Consider the following 18,363-nt stretch of genomic DNA (forward strand, 5'->3'; position numbering starts at 1 on the left):
CCGAAATCGTGACCGTAAAATTCATCTAATTGGCGAGGCAATCTGGCATTCAACCCCAAATAAACTAATACTCGATTGAAATGATCTAACGCGACCACGAAAGCTGATTCTTAAGCCAACATGTCCAGACGCCACTATAACCTTCCGCCCCTTACCACCTTATCCGCCTTCGAAGCCGCCGCACGGCATCTCAGCTTCAAAAACGCAGCTGAAGAATTGTCTGTCACCCCAGGGGCGGTCAGCCATCAGATCAAAGCGCTCGAGGGGGACTTGAACGCCGTCCTTTTCCAACGCAAGCATCGGGGTGTGGATCTGACAGAAGACGGAAAAGCCCTGTTTGAGACTCTGTCGTCGTCCTTTACCAAAATCTCCAAGACACTGGCGACAATCCGGGACCAGGCCGCAATCGGCAAGGTGACAGTGGGATCAACAACGGCCGTTGCTGCATTATGGCTTTCTCCAGCAGTGATCCGGTTTTGGCGCGAAAAGCCTGAGATAAATGTCGACCAACTATCGCAGGACCGGCCTTTTCGCGACAGGCCCGATATTGATTTCTTCATCCGTTATGGTCGTGACAGCGATCAAAGCCTCTCACACACCCCCTTGTTTCGCGACCACCTTGTGCCCGTAGCCAGCCCGGACATAGCCGAACGCCTGGTTGACGCATCACTGGAAGACCTCGCCGCCGAGCGCTTGATCCATTTGGACTCAGATGATCGCAGTTGGACCACATGGCCGGAATGGTTCCATCAAATGGGTCACAATGGCGCGATCCCAATCGACTCGCGCGTGAACAGCTATTCGGTTGCGTTGCAATTGGCCCGCAAGGGGGCTGGTCTGGCGCTGGGTTGGCGACGGCTGATCCAACCGATGCTGCAATCGGGTAAATTGGTCATCATCGGCCCTCATAGGTTGACCGCACCCAACCAATTCTACCTTGTTGGGCGCCCCGACAACGAGTTGTCAGAGAGCGCTCGCGCACTGAAGAACTGGATCTTGCAAGAGGTAGAGGACGGCTCGGTTTAGATCAGATAACTCTCTGATGAGGTTTTCTGATATTGAGACGCCCGCACGCCTTCCCCAATACGGTTAAAACCAATCTTAGGAGAGCCCGATGAACAAGCATAGCCCTCTGTCCTCCGTTCTGGCCGACGTGAATATCGCCAACGGTCTGCCGAATGAACACTATGTCGACCCTGCAATTTTTGCCGAGGAACGGAAATCGGTTCTTTATGCGAATTGGTCCGGGGTTGGCTTCGGTAAGGACGTACCCGAGGAGGGTGATGCCAAACCTGTGGACTTTCTGGGCATGCCCCTGCTGATCGTACGCGATCGCGACGGCGAAATCGGCGTATTTCAGAACACCTGCCGTCACCGCGGCATGATCCTGGTGGACACTCCTCGCAAGATCGGAGGCGCGATCCGCTGCCCCTATCACAGCTGGTGCTACAGCCTGAAGGGTGAGCTGCGCGCAACCCCTCATGTGGGCGGACCCGGTCACAACACCCATGAAGACGTTGACCGCAGTGATCTGGGACTGGTCCGCGTGCGGTCCTACGTCTGGCGCGATGTGATCTTTGTGAACGTCGACGGCAACGCCCCAGCGTTCGAAGACGCCCACGCCGCTCTTCTTGAGCGCTGGAAGGAGTTCGACCAGCCCGTGCATCACGGCGGCGAGACGTCCTCGTTCAAGCTTGAGGTCAAGACAAACTGGAAGCTGGCGGTCGAGAACTATTGCGAAAGCTATCACCTGCCGTGGGTTCATCCCGGTCTGAACAGCTATTCCCGGTTGGAAGATCACTACAACATCGAAGCACGCGGGCACTATTCCGGTCAGGGCACGTTGGTTTATCGCCAACTCACCGATCAGGATGGGGCAACTTTCGAAGATTTTCCGGGCCTCAGCGACAAATGGGACGAGGGTGCCGAATATATCGCTCTTTATCCCAATGTTCTGCTGGGCGTGCAGCGCGACCACGCTTTTGCCATCGTGTTAGAACCTGTCGATCAGGAAAACACCGTCGAACACATTGAACTGTACTACGCAAAAAGCATTGAAGATACGCCGCAGCATGACGGGTTGCGCGCCTCGAACGCGCAGCTTTGGAAGACGGTATTCGAAGAGGATGTCTTTGTTGTAGAAGGCATGCAAAAGGGTCGCCATGGTGTTCTGTTTGACGGCGGACGGTTCTCGCCCGCGATGGACGGACCGACGCATAATTTCCACCATTGGGTCGCAACGCAGATCGAAAACGGTCGCGCGGATTGAAACTGCGGACCGGTCGGTTTTCAATGGCCGGTCCCGACGGAGGTTCGATGGACAAGTCCAAGCTGGATCACCTGCTGCTCGAGGCCCATGCTCGCGATGATCACGACGCGCTGATCCGCTATTACACCTTGGCTGCAGACGAACGCGAGGCCGCGCGGGACACCGACGCGGCCTGTTTCTATCTGACCCATGCGTTTGTTTTTGCGCTGGAATCTGGCGCGCCCGAGGCAGATACCCTGAACGCAAGACTGGCCGCCCATGGGCGCGCGCACCGGTTGGATTTTTCGGATTAGCCTCAGGTTAAACCAACTCAACCCAGATTGAAATTATTCTCCGTTGTCCGCGCGACGTCCTTGGTGACAGAAAGCGCAAAGAACCCAACTTGGATATTGCAGGCACATGAGAACGAATGCACAGGCAGTGGTGATTGGTGGCGGGGTGATCGGGTGCTCGATCCTCTATCATCTGACCAAACTCGGATGGTCGGATGTCGTCCTGTTGGAACGGGATGAGTTGACCTCGGGCTCGACGTGGCACGCGGCGGCGAACATCCACGGGCTGCATGACAGCACAAATATCAGCCGCATTCAGCACTATACAATGAACCTTTATAACGCATTGGAAGCCGAAACGGGCCAAAGCTGCGGCGTGTTCCAGCCCGGCTCGCTGTATCTGGCGCAGACCGAAGAGCGCGAACATCAACTTCGCCTGCAGGCCGCAAAGGCCAAGCTCTATGGCATGAACTTCTATGAGATCAGCATTGAAGAGGCCCAACGCCTGAACCCGCTGGTCAATTACGATGGTATCCGCTGCGTAATGTTCGAACCTGATGGTGGCAATGTGGACCCGTCGGGCGTAACCAATGCATATGCGGTGGGTGCGCGTCAGCGCGGTGCCGAGATCCACCGCTTTACCCCCGTCACCGCGACCGAACACCAGGAAGACGGCACCTGGATCGTGCGCACACCCAAGGGCGACATCAAAACCCCTTGGGTGGTGAATGCCGCTGGCCTGTGGGGTCGTGAGGTCGCCAAACTGGCTGGGATCGAACTGCCACTGCAACCAACCGAGCATCAGTATTTCGTCACCGAAGCCATGCCGGATGTGCAGGCGCATGGCGCCCGCCTGCCCTCGGTCTCGGACCGGGATGGCGAGTACTATTTGCGTCAGGAAGGCAACGGTTTGCTGGTCGGGGCCTATGAGAAAGACATGAAGTTCTGGGCCGAGGACGGCACGCCGCTGGACTTCGCCCATGACCTGTTCCCCGACGATCTGGAGCGGATCGAAGAGAACATGATGAACGCTATCGAACGCCTTCCTGCCGTAGGTGAGGCCGGAATCAAGCGCGTCATCAACGGCCCGATGATCTGGTCTCCGGATTCGAATGTCTTGATGGGGCCGGTGCCCGAAGTTGATGGCTATTTCTGCTGCAACGGCATCATCCCCGGCTTTTCGCAATCCGGTGGCATGGGCCTTATAGCCGCGCAGTGGATCATCGAAGGCGAAACCCAATACGACATGTTCGCCTGGGACATGGCCCGCTTTGACACCTGGGCGACAAAGGAATTCACCAAAGCCAAGGTGCGCGACCAATACGCCCACCGTTTTGCGATTCACTTCCCGAACGAGGAGCGCGGCGCAGGCCGCCCTGCCCGCGTGCGCCCGATCTACGAAACCCAAAAGGCCATGGGTGCGGTCTTTGGCCTGAATGTCGGCTGGGAGCATCCGCTTTGGTTCGCGGATGAGTCGGGCACGGTGGATACCAACGGCTTTACCCGCCAGAACTGGTGGGCCCCTGTGGGCGAAGAATGCAAGATGCTGCGCGAGCGTGCGGGCATCATCGATATCTCGAACTTTGCCAAATACATCTGCAAAGGCCCCGGCGCGGCGGATTGGCTGAACGCAGTCTTTGCCAACACTATGCCAAAGGCGGTTGGCCGCTCTTGCCTGACGCCTCTGATCTCGAAACGCGGTGGGATTGCAGGCGACTTTACTGTCACCCGCGTGGCCCAGGACGAATTCTGGATCATCGGCTCGGGTATGGCCGAGCGGTATCACAAACGCTTTTTCAAGCAGGTTCCACTGCCCGAAGGCACCACATTCGAAAGCCACACCGAAGCGATGTGCGGCTTTAACGTCGCCGGTCCGAAATCACGTGATATCCTGCACCGCCTGACCAACACCTCGCTGGCAACCGAGGATTTCCCGTTCATGCGTTCGGCGATGATCGAGCTTGCAGGCGTCGAAGTTCTGGCCCTGCGCGTGTCCTTCACCGGTGACCTGGGGTGGGAGTTACATTGCAAGACCGAAGATCAGGCGCAGCTTTATGAGGCGCTGCTGGAAGCGGGCAAAGACTTCGGCGCAGGTCCCGTTGGCAGCCGCGCGCTGATGTCGCTGCGGGTGGAAAAGGGCTATGGCTCGTGGAGCCGCGAATACAGCCCCGAATACTGGCCGCACGAGGTTGGGCTGGACCGTCTGTGCAAGTTCGACAAGGATTTCCTGAACAAGGAGGCCGCGCAGAACGTGCTTGAAAACCCCGCCCGCGAACAACTGGTCCTGCTGCATCTGGATGAGGCCGACGTGACCGCGTCCAACGCCGACGCAACCGGTGGTGAGCCGATTTTCAAAGGCGGCGAAGGCATCGGTCGTGTAACGTCCGGCACCTATGGCTACACGGTCGGCATGTCGCTGGCGCTTGGGTATGTCAAAAACGCCCAGCCCGGCGATGAGGTCGAGGTGATGGTGCTGGGCCGGCCGCACAAGGCCACCATCCTGCAAGAGCCTCCGTTCGACGCAAAAGGTGAAAAACTGCGCGCCTGATCAAACCGTGATCAGCCCCTGACCTAACGAGACCCTATCCACGCGCCCCACCCTGCCTATATCCTGAAACAACCATTTGGATCGTTTTGGGAGGGGCGGGGCGCGTGGAACATAAAACCGATATGCTGATCGTCGGCGCCGGGTTCTCGGGGCTGATTATGGCGATTGAGGCCCGCAAGCGCGGGATCACCGATATCACGATCCTTGAAAAAGCGAGCGATATCGGCGGCACATGGCGGGAAAACACCTATCCCGGCGTCGCGTGCGACGTGCCCTCGCACCTTTATTCCATGGCCACACACCTAAACCCGGACTGGAGCCGCGCCTATGCAGGCGGGGCCGAGATTCAGGCCTATCTGCGCAAGGTCGCGCAGGATGAAGGTTTGTACGACTTTTGCCAGTTCCAGCAGAAACTGAAATCCGCCCGGTGGGATGGCAGCCATTGGCAGGTTGAAACCGAAGGCGGGGACATCTGGTCCGCGCGCATTTTGGCCTCGGCCATCGGCGCGCTGCATGTACCCAACATCCCCGATATTCCCGGCGCAGACAGTTTTCCTGGCCCCAGCTTTCATTCTGCCCAATGGAATCACGAAGTACCTTTGTCGGGTAAACGGATCGCGGTGATTGGTACCGGGGCCTCGGCGGTTCAATTCGTGCCCGAGATTGCGAAAATGGCCGGGCAGGTCACCATCTACCAGCGCAGCGCGCCTTATGTTCTGCCCCGACCAGACGGCCCCATCGCGCCATGGGTGCGCAGGTTGTACCAGCGCATGCCCTTGTTGCCGAAACTGCGGCGCAAGCTGATCTACATGGTGTTCGAATACCGCCACCGGGTCTTTCGCCGCGAAAAGGGGGCCGTCAATTTCGCCATGAAAATGTGGCGCACGGCCTTAGAGAAAGCCATCACTGATCCGGCCGAGCGCGAAAAGCTGACCCCCGCCTATCAGATCGGCTGCAAGCGCATCCTTAGCTCGAACGATTGGTACCCGACCCTTGCACGCGACAACGTGACGGTGGTGCCGCATCGCGTAACCAAAATCGAGGGCGACCAGATCACCGCCGCCGATGGGTCACAGGCGCAGGCTGATATTCTCATCTGGGGCACGGGGTTTCACGTTACCGACATGGTCGACTATCTGAACATCTCCGGCGCGGATGGGCTGAGCCTGCGCGACGCCTGGGGCGAGGGGATGCAGGCCAATCTGGGGACTGCGATTGCCGGATTCCCGAACTTCTTCATACTGCTTGGGCCGCATACCGGGCTGGGGCATAACTCGGTCGTTCTGATGATCGAAGCGCAAGTCCGCCATATTGGCCGCGTTCTGGACGAGATGCAGCGCGGTGGTCTGCATGCAATCACTCCTGACGCCTCCAGACAGGCCGCCTTTGAACAAGAGATGCAAGACCGGCATACGGACAGCATCTGGCAGACGGGTGGCTGCGCTTCGTGGTATCAGGATGCCGAGGGGCGCAACACAACCCTCTGGCCCGGTACCGTGTCCGAATTTGAAAAGCGCATGGCCCAATCAGGTCTGGAGCATTACCACCCCCTCCCATCCCAAAGCGGAGACCATTGAGATGACCTTTCTGATTATCGTTCTTTTCGTTGCTGTATTTTTTGGCGCGATGAACCTGTGGACCCGTAAGCTGACCCGGGACGGCAGCAGACGTGTCCCGCAACTGGGGCAGATCCAACCTGTGCGCGGCGGCAGCATCCACTATGTCGAAAAAGGCGATCCATCCAATCAGAGCCTTGTCCTGATCCACGGCCTCACCGGGCAGCTTCAGCACTATACTTATGCGTTGGTGGATATGCTCGCGGATGACTACCATGTCATCGCTGTCGATCGGCCCGGATGCGGGTATTCAACCCGCGAGTCCGCCGATCTGGGGCGCCTGCCCGAACAGGGCCGCATGATCCAGGAGTTTCTGGATATCAAGGGCGTGTCCGACCCGGTTCTGGTCGGCCATTCGCTGGGCGGCGCGGTTTCTCTGGCGATGGCGCTGGATTACCCTGAAAAGGTCAAGGCACTGGCGCTTCTGGCTCCGCTGACGCAGGTGATGCCCGGCCCGCCGCCCGTGTTCAAACCGCTCGAAATTCGGACCGAATGGTTGCGCAATTTCATCGGTAATACGATTGCCGTCCCCATGGCCGCCAAGACCGCCCCTCATGCTCTCAGCGCTGTCTTCGACCCCGAACCGGCACCGGATGATTTCCTGGACCGCGCCGGCGGCGCATTGGGTCTGCGACCATCAGCCTTCATCACCGCCTCTCAGGACGTTGTCGGCATAGACGATAGCCTTGAGGCACAAGTGGCCCGCTATCCAGACCTCAAAGTACCCGGAGGCATTCTATACGGCGCACAGGACGCCATCCTGTCCCCCACTGCCCACGGCGCGCCGATGACGCAATATGGTCTGACCAACGAACAGATCGAAGGGTTGGGCCACATGATCCTGATCACCGCGCCCGACGCATGCGCCACCTTTATCCGCAGCATCGCAGAAGGCGCTGTCAACCCGAACCAATCCGCATCCGAAACCGGTTGAGGCCCGGCACAAAAAGAATCCGGTTTCAGGGAGATTTCCCTCTTGACCCTCTCGGGCCCCTCCCTTAAATCGCCTCTCACCCATGGCGGAGTAGCTCAGTTGGTTAGAGCAGCGGAATCATAATCCGCGTGTCGGGGGTTCAAGTCCCTCCTCCGCTACCACCAACCCCCCCAGCTTTTTGGAACGATTTGATACCAAGGCGCTAAGGCGGCCCTTCACCTCGACTGGCACGCCGTCTTTCTCGGTTGGAGACACAACGATCTCCGAAATCAAGCCGCGCACCGCGTCACGCGCTTTTGGGTTCGGATTGCCGTCATGTGCCTGCATGGAAGAGATCATTTCATCCAGTGCAGTGACATACCTGGATGCTGTCGCTGGATTGAATTCGAGCGCCTTCTCCTTCTCGTCAAAGCTGGCCAATACGTCCGTGACAACCGAAACGCGTTGTTTGGCCTCAGTCAACTTTGCCTCTCCTTCAACTCCTTCAAGAATTCCCATCTCGAAAAGTTCAATACGGCGCGATAACAGCTTGTTAGCTTCTGCTACCGCGCGTTCGAGCTTCTTCCTGTCCGGTTTGTCCGCTGCGTTGAGTTTGCGACTTTCTTCATTGTAGGTGCGGATGAACTCATCGATGTAGGTTGGCTCAGACAACTCCTTTCGCAGTTCGGTCAGCAGAGCGCTCTCGATCTTGTCGAGGCGAACCTTCCCGTTATTGTTGCAGGAGCCACTCTCTTTGGCCGTTGAGCAACGGATGCGGATGGTATTGCCGTTTCTGTCTTGAATCGACATGCCGCCACCGCAGCACCCGCATTTGATCAGCCCCGAGAACGGGCGCACAGGGTTTCGGGTCGATTTTCCCGATCGCTTGGCCGCAGACTGCGTGGCCAAACGCCGCTGAACTGCGTCCCAAAGTTCCTCTTCGACAATACGAAGGTGCGGAACTTCCGCAATTTTCCAGTCCTTGACCGGCTTTTCACGGCTGACCCTTTTGCCTGTTGTCGGGTTTCGTACCATTTTGACGCGATCCCAAACGAGTATGCCAGCATAAAGGGAATTTCTGAGAATACCGTAGCCGCGCTTGCCGTTTCCACTCAGCGTTGACGCGTTCCACTTCGTCCCACGAGGCGGCAACTCACCGCGAGCGTTGAGATCATGAGCAATATCTCGCGGGGAAGCTCCTTCTGCGTAGGCCTTATAGATTTGGCAAATAACTTCCGCTTCGTGTGCCTTGACCTGGAGCTCCCCGGGTTTTCCCGCAATAGGTGAGTAACCATAAGCCTTACCGCCGGCACTCAAACCTTTGGCTATGTTGCCTGACATTCCGCGATGCACTTTTTCACGCAGATCTTTGAGGAAAACCGTACCGACGAAGCCGCGAAGGCCAATCTGGAGTTCTGACTGTACCCCCTCGCTGGCTGAAATGATTTCGACGCCAGCGTAGCTAAGCAGTTTATGCACCGTGTGAAGATCACCTGCGTCCCGGCTGATCCGATCAACACACTCCACGACCAGTGCATCAATTTCCCCCGCACTCGCCGCTTCGAGAAGATTAGCAAAACCAACTCGCCCAATCAGAGTCTCAGAGGTTTTGGCCCTGTCTTCGAATGTCCGGACCTCCCTATAGCCTTCACTTGTCAGGTAGCGTCGGCAGAGCTCCACCTGATCTTCAATGGAGCGCTCCGACTGGAGCGTGGTCGAATAGCGGGCGTAGATCGCAGCGCGGCGTTGCATTCTCTCGAGTTCCTCGCGTCTTGTTGTGCTGCCGCCCGGGCCAATTCCCGGACGAGCTCAAGCAAACCAACATCTGGCGTCGGGTTTTGCTTTGCTGCTGGGGACTTGGTGATCTCTTCACAAATCGAAAAATCGGTTTGGATCGGTTTTTGAACTGTCATGGTGCTCGCCTTATGTTTCAACGAGCGTGAGATCGGTCTCCTTTGGAAAATTTAGAAACGCAGTTTAATCCGAACGGTTCGGAGAGCGAGAAACGCTCTCCGAAGGCTGCAGGCTAAGTCTGCGTTTCAGCGATCACTCGACGTGTTATTCGGTCGGCTCGACGCAGGTTCTGGATGAGTTGAAGACATCTTTGAAGCGCCACCAAAGGTTCAACGGTCCGGTTCAATTCGGCTGCTCGATTTGTCAGCCGCTTGTTGATCCAAGCACCGCCCGGGCAATGCTCGTCTGCAATCACCTCGCTCACCCATCCGGCTTCTATCTCAGCCAAGACAGGTTGGAGCAGGGATTCGAGATCATTGAGATCGCGATCACCGAACATTTCACCCGCACGGAGGCGTGAGCCAAAACGATAAGCAATGCGCGCGCCAGTGGGCTCCAGATTGTCGATTAGCGTGTCGAGTGCCTTCGACGCTGAGGGCACCATGTTGAGCGCATCGAGGATCGCTGCCTCGATGGGCAATAGCTGCTGTGCGATGCTATCATACATAGCGCACCTCCCGCGTATCCGGCCGTCCCTTGCGCCGCGTTTCAACCGTGACGGCGCGTATCTTTCGACCCGAGCCTCTGCTGCCGAACCTACGGGAGCGCCGGATATCGCGTTCTGCATGTATTCGTGCGCGAACGCGATGAAGTCGATCCAGCGCTGCGTCGGCGAGTTCACCCAATACGGGCGTTCCATCGGAGTTTCTGTCGAAGCCGCTGTTGTTGACAGATACGGAAACACGTCGAGCCGCATTGAAGCGTGTTGGCGCCCTCAAAGAAGCCTGTTCCCGCTCCTCTTCCGAACGCACATCGACGCAATAGGCCTGCTTGCGTGGACAGGGGTTCGTCGTACCGTAAGCCAGAACCGCAAAGCGCTCACCGGCCATTTCCTCGACATCAATAACCAGCGACGGCCGAACTTTTGGATCATCCTCTCCCATCGTTTCATGGGGGAAGCGAAACGCGACGACATCGCCAACTTTCAAACGGGATTTCCAGTTCTCGGAGGGCAGCGCGATTTCAGTTTGAAGTGTCATGAGACATCCTTCATCGAAGTTGAAAAGAGCCGCGTCTTCCACCGTGTTTGGGCTGGTTCCCACTTTCGGCTGCGCGACATCCGGACTGCGCAGTCGAAGGTGGGAGGCCTGCCCTTTCCGCCGTTTCGGTCCTTGCCCGTGCGCTTTCGTCTGGTCTGTTGCAGCTTTCCGATCTGTTGCCAGCGTGTTCGAAGTGTTTCCAATGGGTCGGTTGACGAGTGTTTCTGACCGCTGTGCCTCTGTTGCAGCGCCACAGAGTTCTCTGTGTCCAGAATGGTTCCCCTGTAGTGGGCATGGACCTGTCCGATCCGGAGCTTCGGGCAGCTCTGGGAGTGTTCCTGCCTTCTTGCGCGCGTAATACTGAGATCTACCCAGGCCATAGCTCGTCCAAGGCTTGTTTCTCGTCGCGCTGTTTTCCATTAGGTACTGGTCTCGAGGGACACTCCCCTGCGAAGAACGTCGCTGTCGCTCTCGTTCCGCCTTTCTGCGGCGGCGTTCTTCGGTTGGCATGACCTGGCGCATACTCAATCTGCGCGCCATGTCGGCTGATACGCCGAGACGCTCCGCGACGGTCGCGCCCCGGTAACAGTATCTCTCGCTTTCGCGTGCATTGTCGGATACTGGCAGCTTTGACTTCGCAAGAGCCTGCTTGATGATTGCGTTCGTTTCGTTCTGGCATAGCCCGGGCGTTGCCATGGCTGCCGCTCGTTGAATGTGACCTTCGATGCCTTTGGTGTCTGACTGATGGGTCAGGCAGGTGGCATAGAAGTGCAGCCAAGTGTTTCGGTGCCCCACCGGGATCACCCCATCTTAGTAAATCCGGTAAGCCTCGAGATCTTTCAGGATCTGTTCAAATCGCTCAGCTTGGGTCAATCCCCGCGGCATTGTCTGACTACCCGGCTCCCGATCCTGACGCTGCTTGCGGCGCTCCGTAAGCTCGGAACGGGTGGGCCGCCCGACGGCGGCAAAAATCTGATCGGCAAGGACATCGAAATCCTGGCGTTGGCAATTCCCACCAGACACCCGAACGACCCGGCCCGATTTCTCGTTTCGAGTGCCGGGAATGCGAAAGACGCGAGATGGGTCGTTGCAAGTACGATCCGAACCAAAGGGAGCAAACAGATCCATCAATGCCCGGATTGCCGCCTGCCAGCGGGATAGTGCAGCAGGTGGCATCGAATGGATCAACCAGATTGCGGCCAGTCCTCGTCCCGTCCGCAAATAGAATGATGGCTCAGAGACACCGCGCATCAGAAGATGGTCTGCGACGGCTGCCTGAACGTCTTCTTCACCCTCAGCGCGCCAGCTGGGATCCTTGTGATAGTCCAGATCGACATAAAGCGAATTCAGGCTGACCAATCCTGAATTGCAGCGTGTGCCCTTAAACCGGTTCAGCGAGATAAACGATGTCCGATCCAGCAGCGCATGAAGACACGCTACAATCCCATCCGGACAACGTGTAAATTGTTGGCTTGGCTTCTCGGAATTCTTGATCAGAACGGCAGGATTCCCAATCACTCCTTGCGGATGGAGGAGTTGAACGTATTCCTCTGGCGAAACGGTGTGGATATCATCTGAATGCGGGGCAAAGTCGCGCGGATCGGTGTGCTTCATCCGCGGGAATTGGCTCTGCGGTTGTTGGCACAGAAAAATCCAAGCAAAGAAAGGCAAGGCCCGGGTGACGCCCCATGCCCGTCAACCGATCAACGGCTCGAGTCCAAACATTGTAGATCGCATCAAGTGTTGCGCCCTGCAAAAACTGGCATCGGTGTCATCGCGTACGCTGACGCGGCTTGCGTGTTCTTACACGCGGTATGTTGGAAACCCGATCATTCCGCTGGAGCTGAGGTGGGCGATACGCCTCAAGGTCGACATCAGAGGAGAATTCCTCATCGAGGATATCTGATGGATCGGCGTCTATGCCTTCTGTCGCCCATCGCACCGCTTGCTGGTATGTTGTCTCAGTTCTGAGACATTCTATTTGCGACGAAGCTTCCAGCGCTGCTTTCACTTCGCGCTCGGATCTCGCCTCCAGCATTCGACGTTTCTCATCGCTGGCCGTTTTCTTGCGGGCAGCCTCTCTCACCCGCGCGATACGCTCCGCTTCGAGGTCGTCTCTCTGACGCTCCAGGGCGCGCAGCTGCAACCACGAGTGCCAGAGTGTTGAATTGTGTTCTTGGACAGCCTGGCGCCGCACTCCGGCAACTGTGTCGTCGTTTCCGCTTTCTTGCAGTCTGCGGCGCGACCTGGCGGATCTGCGTGGCCCGACATGATCTTGTCTTGCCAGGCCTTGCGGTGCATCGCCTGTCTCGACCATCTCGGCATACGAACGAAGATCAACCCGCGCGTGGGAGCCAATCTTGCGCAGGGCCGCGTTGGTCCGCTTTTCCCATTCTCCGCGGATACGCTTGATTTCTCCGGGGCCTGAGGTTCTGTCGTCAAGAACACGCGTTTTCTCACCAAAATCGCCAGTGATCCTATCAACCTTCCGCGTCGTCATCAGGATGTGGGCGTGGAAATTCAGGTTGGTCTTCGATGGATTGAAGAGCCTCTGCACGTAGTCTTCTCGCGTCAGTTCGAGTTTGCCCGCGCTGTGCCGTTTCTCTTCCACAGGGCACAAGAAACGCGGCGCGTGAATGTCGGCTTGAACGGCAACGCCGTATTTATCGCGAAGCCAGAGGCAGAAGCTGCGGACAAGCCGGACCTGCTCGGGAAGCGGTAGCTCGCGCGGCAGGGATGGGCGCAGTTCGCGGATGACTCTTGCATTCGTTCGGCGTTCCGAACGCTCGGCAGCGTTCCAGAGCTCCTCGGCGTTTCCTGTCCAGTTGATCAATTCATGAGACAGGAGGCCACCCTTTCTGCCCGGCGAAAACCGTCGTCCAACCCGCGCATCCCGGAAGGTGGTGCGCGCGGTGTAAGCGGCGGATTTGACGGCGGAGCGACCGTCGGCACGAGAATGCAGGATGACTTCGAGTCTGCTGGCGGGGTGTATCATGTAAAGGACATCGGGCCCCAACCCGATCTCCGCACAAAAAAGCCCGCGGCAGGCGCGCAGGCAAACCCCAAGTTTGCGTAACTGCGCGCATTGCCCAACGGGCATGCGGACGGCCGCTCACAAGCGGCCTGGCGAAGCCACATTTTCGCGCCCGAGTGGCGATGCCGGGATCCGGGCCGCATTTCCTGTTCGACCACTTCAAGTAAGGGAGGACGAAATGGCGGATCTGGATCAACAAATCGAGCAGGCGCGCGTGAGGCTCAGAGACCTTCAGGCCCGGGCGAGCAAACAACGGCGTCGCGATGAAACGCGCAAAAAGATTATCTATGGCGCTGCTGTTTTGAAGCTTCTCGAGGAAATTGAGAGAGACAAAGCTGATCGGTTGCTCAAGCTTCTGCACGAACGTATCTCACGCGACTCAGATCGAGAGCTGTTAAGGCTGTAAACCCAGTTAGATCTTCTTAAGGCACTGCACGCTCTCAGAAGGTTTGGCTGACTTGGGCCTATTGAAAGAAAAAAACTGGCGCGGCTTACCGCGCTCAGTATCGTCAGGTCGCGACGTGAGAAACATCCTTGTCCGGCGAATAAATGTCCAGGATGTTCCAATGACCGGTCGTTGGTGTCGGGTTGTTGATCATTGGCACATCCAGCACGGTTGGTTTGCCGCTGGCGATTGCCGCTTCCAATGCAGGCAACAACTCGTCAGCAGCGCTGAGTCTGTGCCCTTCCGCGCCGTAGGCTCGTGCTATGTCGGCATAGCCCGGTCCGTTTGCGGGTGCGGCGGCTGATCCGGGGAACGTCGTTCCATAGGTCAGACCGTAGTGCGCTTTTTGAAGGCCGGCGATAGTTCCGAAGGCGTTGTTGTTCATAACCAGCCAGATGATGCCCAGATCGAGTTCGACGGCAGTCGCGAGCATCGACGGGTTTTGACCGAAGCCACCATCGCCCACCAGACTGAGGACAATGCGATCAGGTGCCGCCAGTTTCGCGCCGATCGCGCCCGGAGGACCGAAACCCATCGTCGCGAACCCGCCGGGGGTCAGGATTGAACCCGGCGTCAAAATGTCGAACTGTTGCCCGACACCGTTCTTGTTCCACCCAACGTCCGTTGTGATGATGGCATCCTCGGGCAGTGCCTTGCGGGTATCTGCCAGAATACGCTCGGGCATCATTGGAAAGGCCGATGAAGTCGCCATTTCCTCGTTGCGCGCTTTGAAGTCCGTCCGGAAGCCAGCGATTTTCTGCTCCAGCGTGGGGCGCTTGAAGCCGTCCGGATACATCTCGCGGGCGACCCGGTTGAGGACGCACAAAGCGGCCTTGGCGTCAGCAAAGACTCCGATCTCGGTGGGATAGTTCCGACCGATCTCCTGCGGCTCAATGTCGATATGAATGACCTTCGATCCGGGAATGTTGAACGTGTAGCCAGGGTACCAACTTGAACAATCAGCCTCTTTGAACCGTGTTCCCACTGCAAAGATGTAGTCCGCATTCAAGCAGGACTGGTTAACCAATTCGGTGCCCCAAAACCCGGTCATTCCCAGCACAAGCGGGTGGTCGTCACGCAATGCACCCTTGCCCATCAAGGAGTGCGCGACGGGCAGGCCCATATGGTCAACAAATTCTCGCAACTCCTCGCTGGCCTGTGCCAGAAGAATACCACCTCCGACATAAGCGACTGGGTTTTCGGCCTTCGCAAGTGCCTCGACAATCTCACGCGCGGTTTCGTCGTCGATCGATGGTTTCTTGAGCGCGCTCGTGTTACCGAGAATACGATCAAAGCTGTCCGACGGGATGACTTCCGAGAAGATGTCCATCGGCACATTGACCAACACGGGGCCAGGCTGACCGCTTTCCGCGAGGTGAAACGCCTTCTCCAGAATCTCGGCCATCAGGTCGGCGCGATCCACGCGCCAAGCGCGCTTCACGAAGGGTCGGTAAATCTCCCATTGGGCTGCGTCTGCATGCAGGTTCACTTCCTGATGCGGATGTTTACCGTAGTAATGCGTGGGAATGTCACCCGCGATCACGACCATCGGGATACAGTCCAGTGCGGCGTTGGCGACCCCAGTGGCGCAATTGGTCAGCCCCGGGGAGAGATGGGACAGCACCACCGAGGCCTTGCCCGTCACGCGGGCATATGCATCCGCCGCGTGGCTGGCGATTTGTTCGTGTCGTACTGTGACGAAATCGATGGGACTTTTCGCCAGCGCAGCCAGAACCGCAATGTTCGTGTGCCCGCACAGGCCGAAAACGTGCTTGACCTCACGGCGTTCGAGAAAGTCAACGATATGTTCGGCAACGGTTTTGCCGTCCAGTTTCGCTCCGTCCATCACGCGACCTCCTGTCCGTAGAACTCACCGAACAAGTCCGGCTCCGAGGGTCGATCCTCAGGGATCGGACGACTGACCCAGGTGTAGTTCATCATGTGTTTCATGGTGACGTTTTCGTTGGTTATGTTGCCGCCCCAGATGCCGCAGCCCAGGCTGCTGGTCATAGGCATGCCATTGGTCCAGGCACCCGCATTGGCCTTGGATTGCGGTTGCCGCACCATCATGCGGCTGACCGGAGCCAGACGAGCCAACCGGTCGATGTGATCGTCATTGTGGCTGTAGATGCCGCAGGAATGGCCCTTACCTCCGGTGTTGTAGATCTGGCTAACCGTTTCCAGCGCGTCATCGAATGTGTCGAAGTGATATAGCGCCATCAACGTGGTCAGTTTTTCCTTGGAGAACTTGTGCTGCGGCCCGATTTGCCCCTGATTTTCAACCATCAGAAACTTGCGATCTTCGGGGATGCTAAAACCGGCGACCTTGGCCGTTTGCTGCGGCGGACAGGCGATGGTCGGAAACGTACGGTTTCCCTTTTCGTCCCACATGGCCGCTTCGAGCATAGCCTTCTCTTCATCCGAACACAGGTAACCGCCCTCGGCTTGAAGCGCCTTGACCATATCGTCGTAAACTGAGCGCTGGATGATGATGTTGCCGTCGGCCGAGCAGCCCGACCCAAAGTCGGAGGTCTTTGAAATGCGAGTGTTCTGTGCGGCGATGTCCAGATCGGCGGTTTCATCGATGACGATGGACGAATTGCCCGCGCCAACGCCATAGGCCGGGCGCCCAGAACTATAGGCCGCTTTGACCATCGGCTTGCCACCCGTTGCCAGAGTCAGGTCACAAATCTCCATGAGGTGCTGTGTTAACGGGATCGATGGTTTGCGGATCGACTGGAATAGGTCTTCGGGGGCACCGGCGGCACGGCAGGCTGCGCGCATGACTTCGACCATCTCAAAGGTGGTATGGGCGGTTCGCGGGTGCGGGCTGAAGATGACCGCATTCCGGGCGTTCGCGGCGGACACGCCGGTCACCGGTGGCGTCATCGCAGGGTTGGTCATGGGAATCAAGGATGCGATCACACCAGCAGGTTTGGCGTATTTCACGAGCCCCTTTTCTTCGTCGACTTCGACGATCCCCGTCGAGGGCGAGCGCAGAACATCACGCAGCACCATGTGAATCTTAAATCGCTTCGCAGGGCGCCCTTCGCGATCTCCGATACCGCTTTCGTCTACGCCTTGCTGGGCCAGACGCGTGAAGGTCTTCTCGTTCCCAGCATACCACGCAATTGCCTGAGACAGGCGGTCCAGCCTGTCCTGATCCCAATCCTCGATCTCGGCCATAGCAGCGCGGGCGCGTGCCAGCATATCGGCCGCCATGTTGCGGTCGTTTTCAGTGAGCTCTTTGCCCATGATGATCCTCTTGGTGTTTTAGAATTGCAGCATCGGGCACACGACGCTGTGACCGCGCCTCGCCGAATGTTCGCTTGGCGTGGCTGAGACAGCGACGCGCGTGTTCTTCATATCCCAACTCGGCAACGCGGCTTTGGTTGGGTAATTCAATGGAGTAGTCGACGGGCGGCATCCGTTCGATGATGCCGGTGAAGTCAATCCAGCCTTCGCCGGGATAGAGCCGCGCATCACGGGCCAGTTGGATCATGCCCTCTCGCGTATCGGCGATCCCGGGTAGGCAATCGGAGATATGCAGGAAGTGAAACAACTCCGAGGGGACGTGCAGAAGCTCTCCGAGATCAACGCGACTGAGGTGCAAATAAAGCGTATCGACCAGAATACCGCCATTCGGTTGATCAGAGGCGCGGACAATATCCAGGGCCTCATCCAGAGTGCGCAAGCGAGAGAAGCTTGGGAATTCCAAGTCCACTGTTAGCCCGTAGGGCGCCGCCAGTTCGCAGGTTTCAGAATAGACGTCGATCAGGAAGTCACGATCATCGCGGGTATTGGTCCACGCGCTCATGATCATGCGTTTAGCACCCAATTCCCCACCGATCTCAAGAGAAGGTTCAAAACTGCGCGGATCGACATCTTCCGTGATGCGCGCAAGTTCGACATCGAGGACTTTCAAGCCAGTGGTAGAGAGAGCAGTTTTGGTGGCTTGCACCTGTGCCTTGTCGATTGGAGATTGAGTGAATTCACCGGGCACATGCATCGGAATGAATCGGGGGCTGACGGCATCGTAACCGGCCCGCGCGGCGATATAGACCAACTCGGGCGGCGTACAGCCAATCAGCGTCAGATGCGCCAAGGAATACAGAGAGGGGCTTGCGCCAGCCTCTTCGGGTTTCACCATGAACGGCAGCTCCACGTGTCTGCGAATCTCAAATTCATCACACGTAGTAAAAAATATCTGATATTTTTTAAAATATCAACTTTAAATACTGAGCAGGAAATGAAAGCGCCCGGGCAACTGCCC

At 57.6% G+C, this 18,363-nt stretch carries 15 protein-coding genes and 1 tRNA gene; 8 read left to right on the forward strand and 8 right to left on the reverse strand.

All coding sequences use genetic code 11. From position 1 onward, the window contains the following. The first annotated feature begins 120 nt into the window (after nt 1-120). The 7 genes from AC2FJ6_RS11450 to AC2FJ6_RS11480 all read left to right on the forward strand — a co-directional run bounded on the left by AC2FJ6_RS11450 (nt 121) and on the right by AC2FJ6_RS11480 (nt 7,800). Nucleotides 121-1,026, forward strand: coding sequence for a LysR substrate-binding domain-containing protein (locus AC2FJ6_RS11450; protein WP_170773978.1), 906 nt, complete (start codon nt 121-123; stop codon nt 1,024-1,026). An 88-nt stretch (nt 1,027-1,114) separates the two neighbouring features. Then, entirely contained in the window at nt 1,115-2,269 is a 1,155-nt protein-coding gene (locus tag AC2FJ6_RS11455) for an aromatic ring-hydroxylating oxygenase subunit alpha (protein WP_170773976.1), read from the forward strand. A 47-nt stretch (nt 2,270-2,316) separates the two neighbouring features. Further along, nucleotides 2,317-2,562: a hypothetical protein gene (locus AC2FJ6_RS11460; RefSeq protein ID WP_170773974.1), complete on the forward strand. Its 246-nt coding sequence runs from the start codon at nt 2,317-2,319 to the stop codon at nt 2,560-2,562. 106 nt (nt 2,563-2,668) lie between these two features. Continuing rightward, the gene (locus tag AC2FJ6_RS11465; protein WP_170773972.1) at nt 2,669-5,089 is read left to right on the forward strand and encodes a GcvT family protein; all 2,421 of its coding nucleotides are present in this window, start codon (nt 2,669-2,671) and stop codon (nt 5,087-5,089) included. Nucleotides 5,090-5,193: 104 nt separating this feature from the next. Next, the gene (locus AC2FJ6_RS11470; RefSeq protein WP_170773970.1) at nt 5,194-6,666 is read left to right on the forward strand and encodes a flavin-containing monooxygenase; all 1,473 of its coding nucleotides are present in this window, start codon (nt 5,194-5,196) and stop codon (nt 6,664-6,666) included. 1 nt (nt 6,667) lies between these two features. Continuing rightward, nucleotides 6,668-7,639, forward strand: coding sequence for an alpha/beta fold hydrolase (locus AC2FJ6_RS11475; RefSeq protein WP_170773968.1), 972 nt, complete (start codon nt 6,668-6,670; stop codon nt 7,637-7,639). An 84-nt stretch (nt 7,640-7,723) separates the two neighbouring features. Continuing rightward, nucleotides 7,724-7,800, forward strand: a tRNA-Met gene (locus AC2FJ6_RS11480). Here the strand turns inward: AC2FJ6_RS11480 and AC2FJ6_RS11485 are convergent. The 5 genes from AC2FJ6_RS11485 to AC2FJ6_RS11505 all read right to left on the reverse strand — a co-directional run bounded on the left by AC2FJ6_RS11485 (nt 7,757) and on the right by AC2FJ6_RS11505 (nt 13,606). Then, complete coding sequence (locus AC2FJ6_RS11485; RefSeq protein WP_496669248.1) at nt 7,757-9,370, reverse strand: recombinase family protein; 1,614 nt, start codon at nt 9,368-9,370, stop codon at nt 7,757-7,759. The genes AC2FJ6_RS11480 and AC2FJ6_RS11485 overlap by 44 nt on opposite strands. Nucleotides 9,371-9,644: 274 nt before the next feature. Then, nucleotides 9,645-10,079: a hypothetical protein gene (locus tag AC2FJ6_RS11490; RefSeq protein WP_170773917.1), complete on the reverse strand. Its 435-nt coding sequence runs from the start codon at nt 10,077-10,079 to the stop codon at nt 9,645-9,647. Further along, nucleotides 10,072-10,611 (reverse strand): hypothetical protein, encoded by a 540-nt coding sequence (locus tag AC2FJ6_RS11495; protein WP_170620593.1) that lies wholly within the window; start codon nt 10,609-10,611, stop codon nt 10,072-10,074. The genes AC2FJ6_RS11490 and AC2FJ6_RS11495 overlap by 8 nt, the downstream gene beginning before the upstream one ends. 810 nt (nt 10,612-11,421) lie before the next feature. After that, on the reverse strand, nt 11,422-12,225 hold the full coding sequence (locus AC2FJ6_RS11500) for a hypothetical protein (protein ID WP_170773915.1): 804 nt from the start codon (nt 12,223-12,225) through the stop codon (nt 11,422-11,424). A gap of 157 nt (nt 12,226-12,382) precedes the next feature. After that, nucleotides 12,383-13,606, reverse strand: a complete 1,224-nt coding sequence (locus tag AC2FJ6_RS11505) for a MobA/MobL family protein (protein WP_170774161.1) — start codon at nt 13,604-13,606, stop codon at nt 12,383-12,385. Between the two features lie 217 nt (nt 13,607-13,823). Between AC2FJ6_RS11505 and AC2FJ6_RS11510 the strand changes: the two genes are divergently transcribed. Continuing rightward, on the forward strand, nt 13,824-14,051 hold the full coding sequence (locus tag AC2FJ6_RS11510; protein ID WP_170773913.1) for a hypothetical protein: 228 nt from the start codon (nt 13,824-13,826) through the stop codon (nt 14,049-14,051). Between the two features lie 103 nt (nt 14,052-14,154). Here AC2FJ6_RS11510 and AC2FJ6_RS11515 read toward each other — a convergent pair whose 3' ends face one another. The 3 genes from AC2FJ6_RS11515 to AC2FJ6_RS11525 are packed head-to-tail and all read right to left on the reverse strand — an operon-like array spanning nt 14,155 to nt 18,240. Beyond that, a complete protein-coding gene (locus AC2FJ6_RS11515) occupies nt 14,155-15,936 on the reverse strand; it encodes a thiamine pyrophosphate-binding protein (RefSeq protein WP_170773911.1) in 1,782 nt (593 codons plus the stop codon). Continuing rightward, nucleotides 15,936-17,345 (reverse strand): aldehyde dehydrogenase family protein, encoded by a 1,410-nt coding sequence (locus tag AC2FJ6_RS11520; RefSeq protein WP_496669082.1) that lies wholly within the window; start codon nt 17,343-17,345, stop codon nt 15,936-15,938. Before AC2FJ6_RS11520 ends, AC2FJ6_RS11515 begins: the two co-directional genes overlap by 1 nt. Continuing rightward, nucleotides 17,326-18,240, reverse strand: coding sequence for a sugar phosphate isomerase/epimerase family protein (locus tag AC2FJ6_RS11525; protein ID WP_170773907.1), 915 nt, complete (start codon nt 18,238-18,240; stop codon nt 17,326-17,328). The genes AC2FJ6_RS11520 and AC2FJ6_RS11525 overlap by 20 nt, the downstream gene beginning before the upstream one ends. Nucleotides 18,241-18,363: the final 123 nt, after the last annotated feature.

The sequence above is a fragment of the Ruegeria sp. CDSA089 genome (assembly GCF_059612205.1).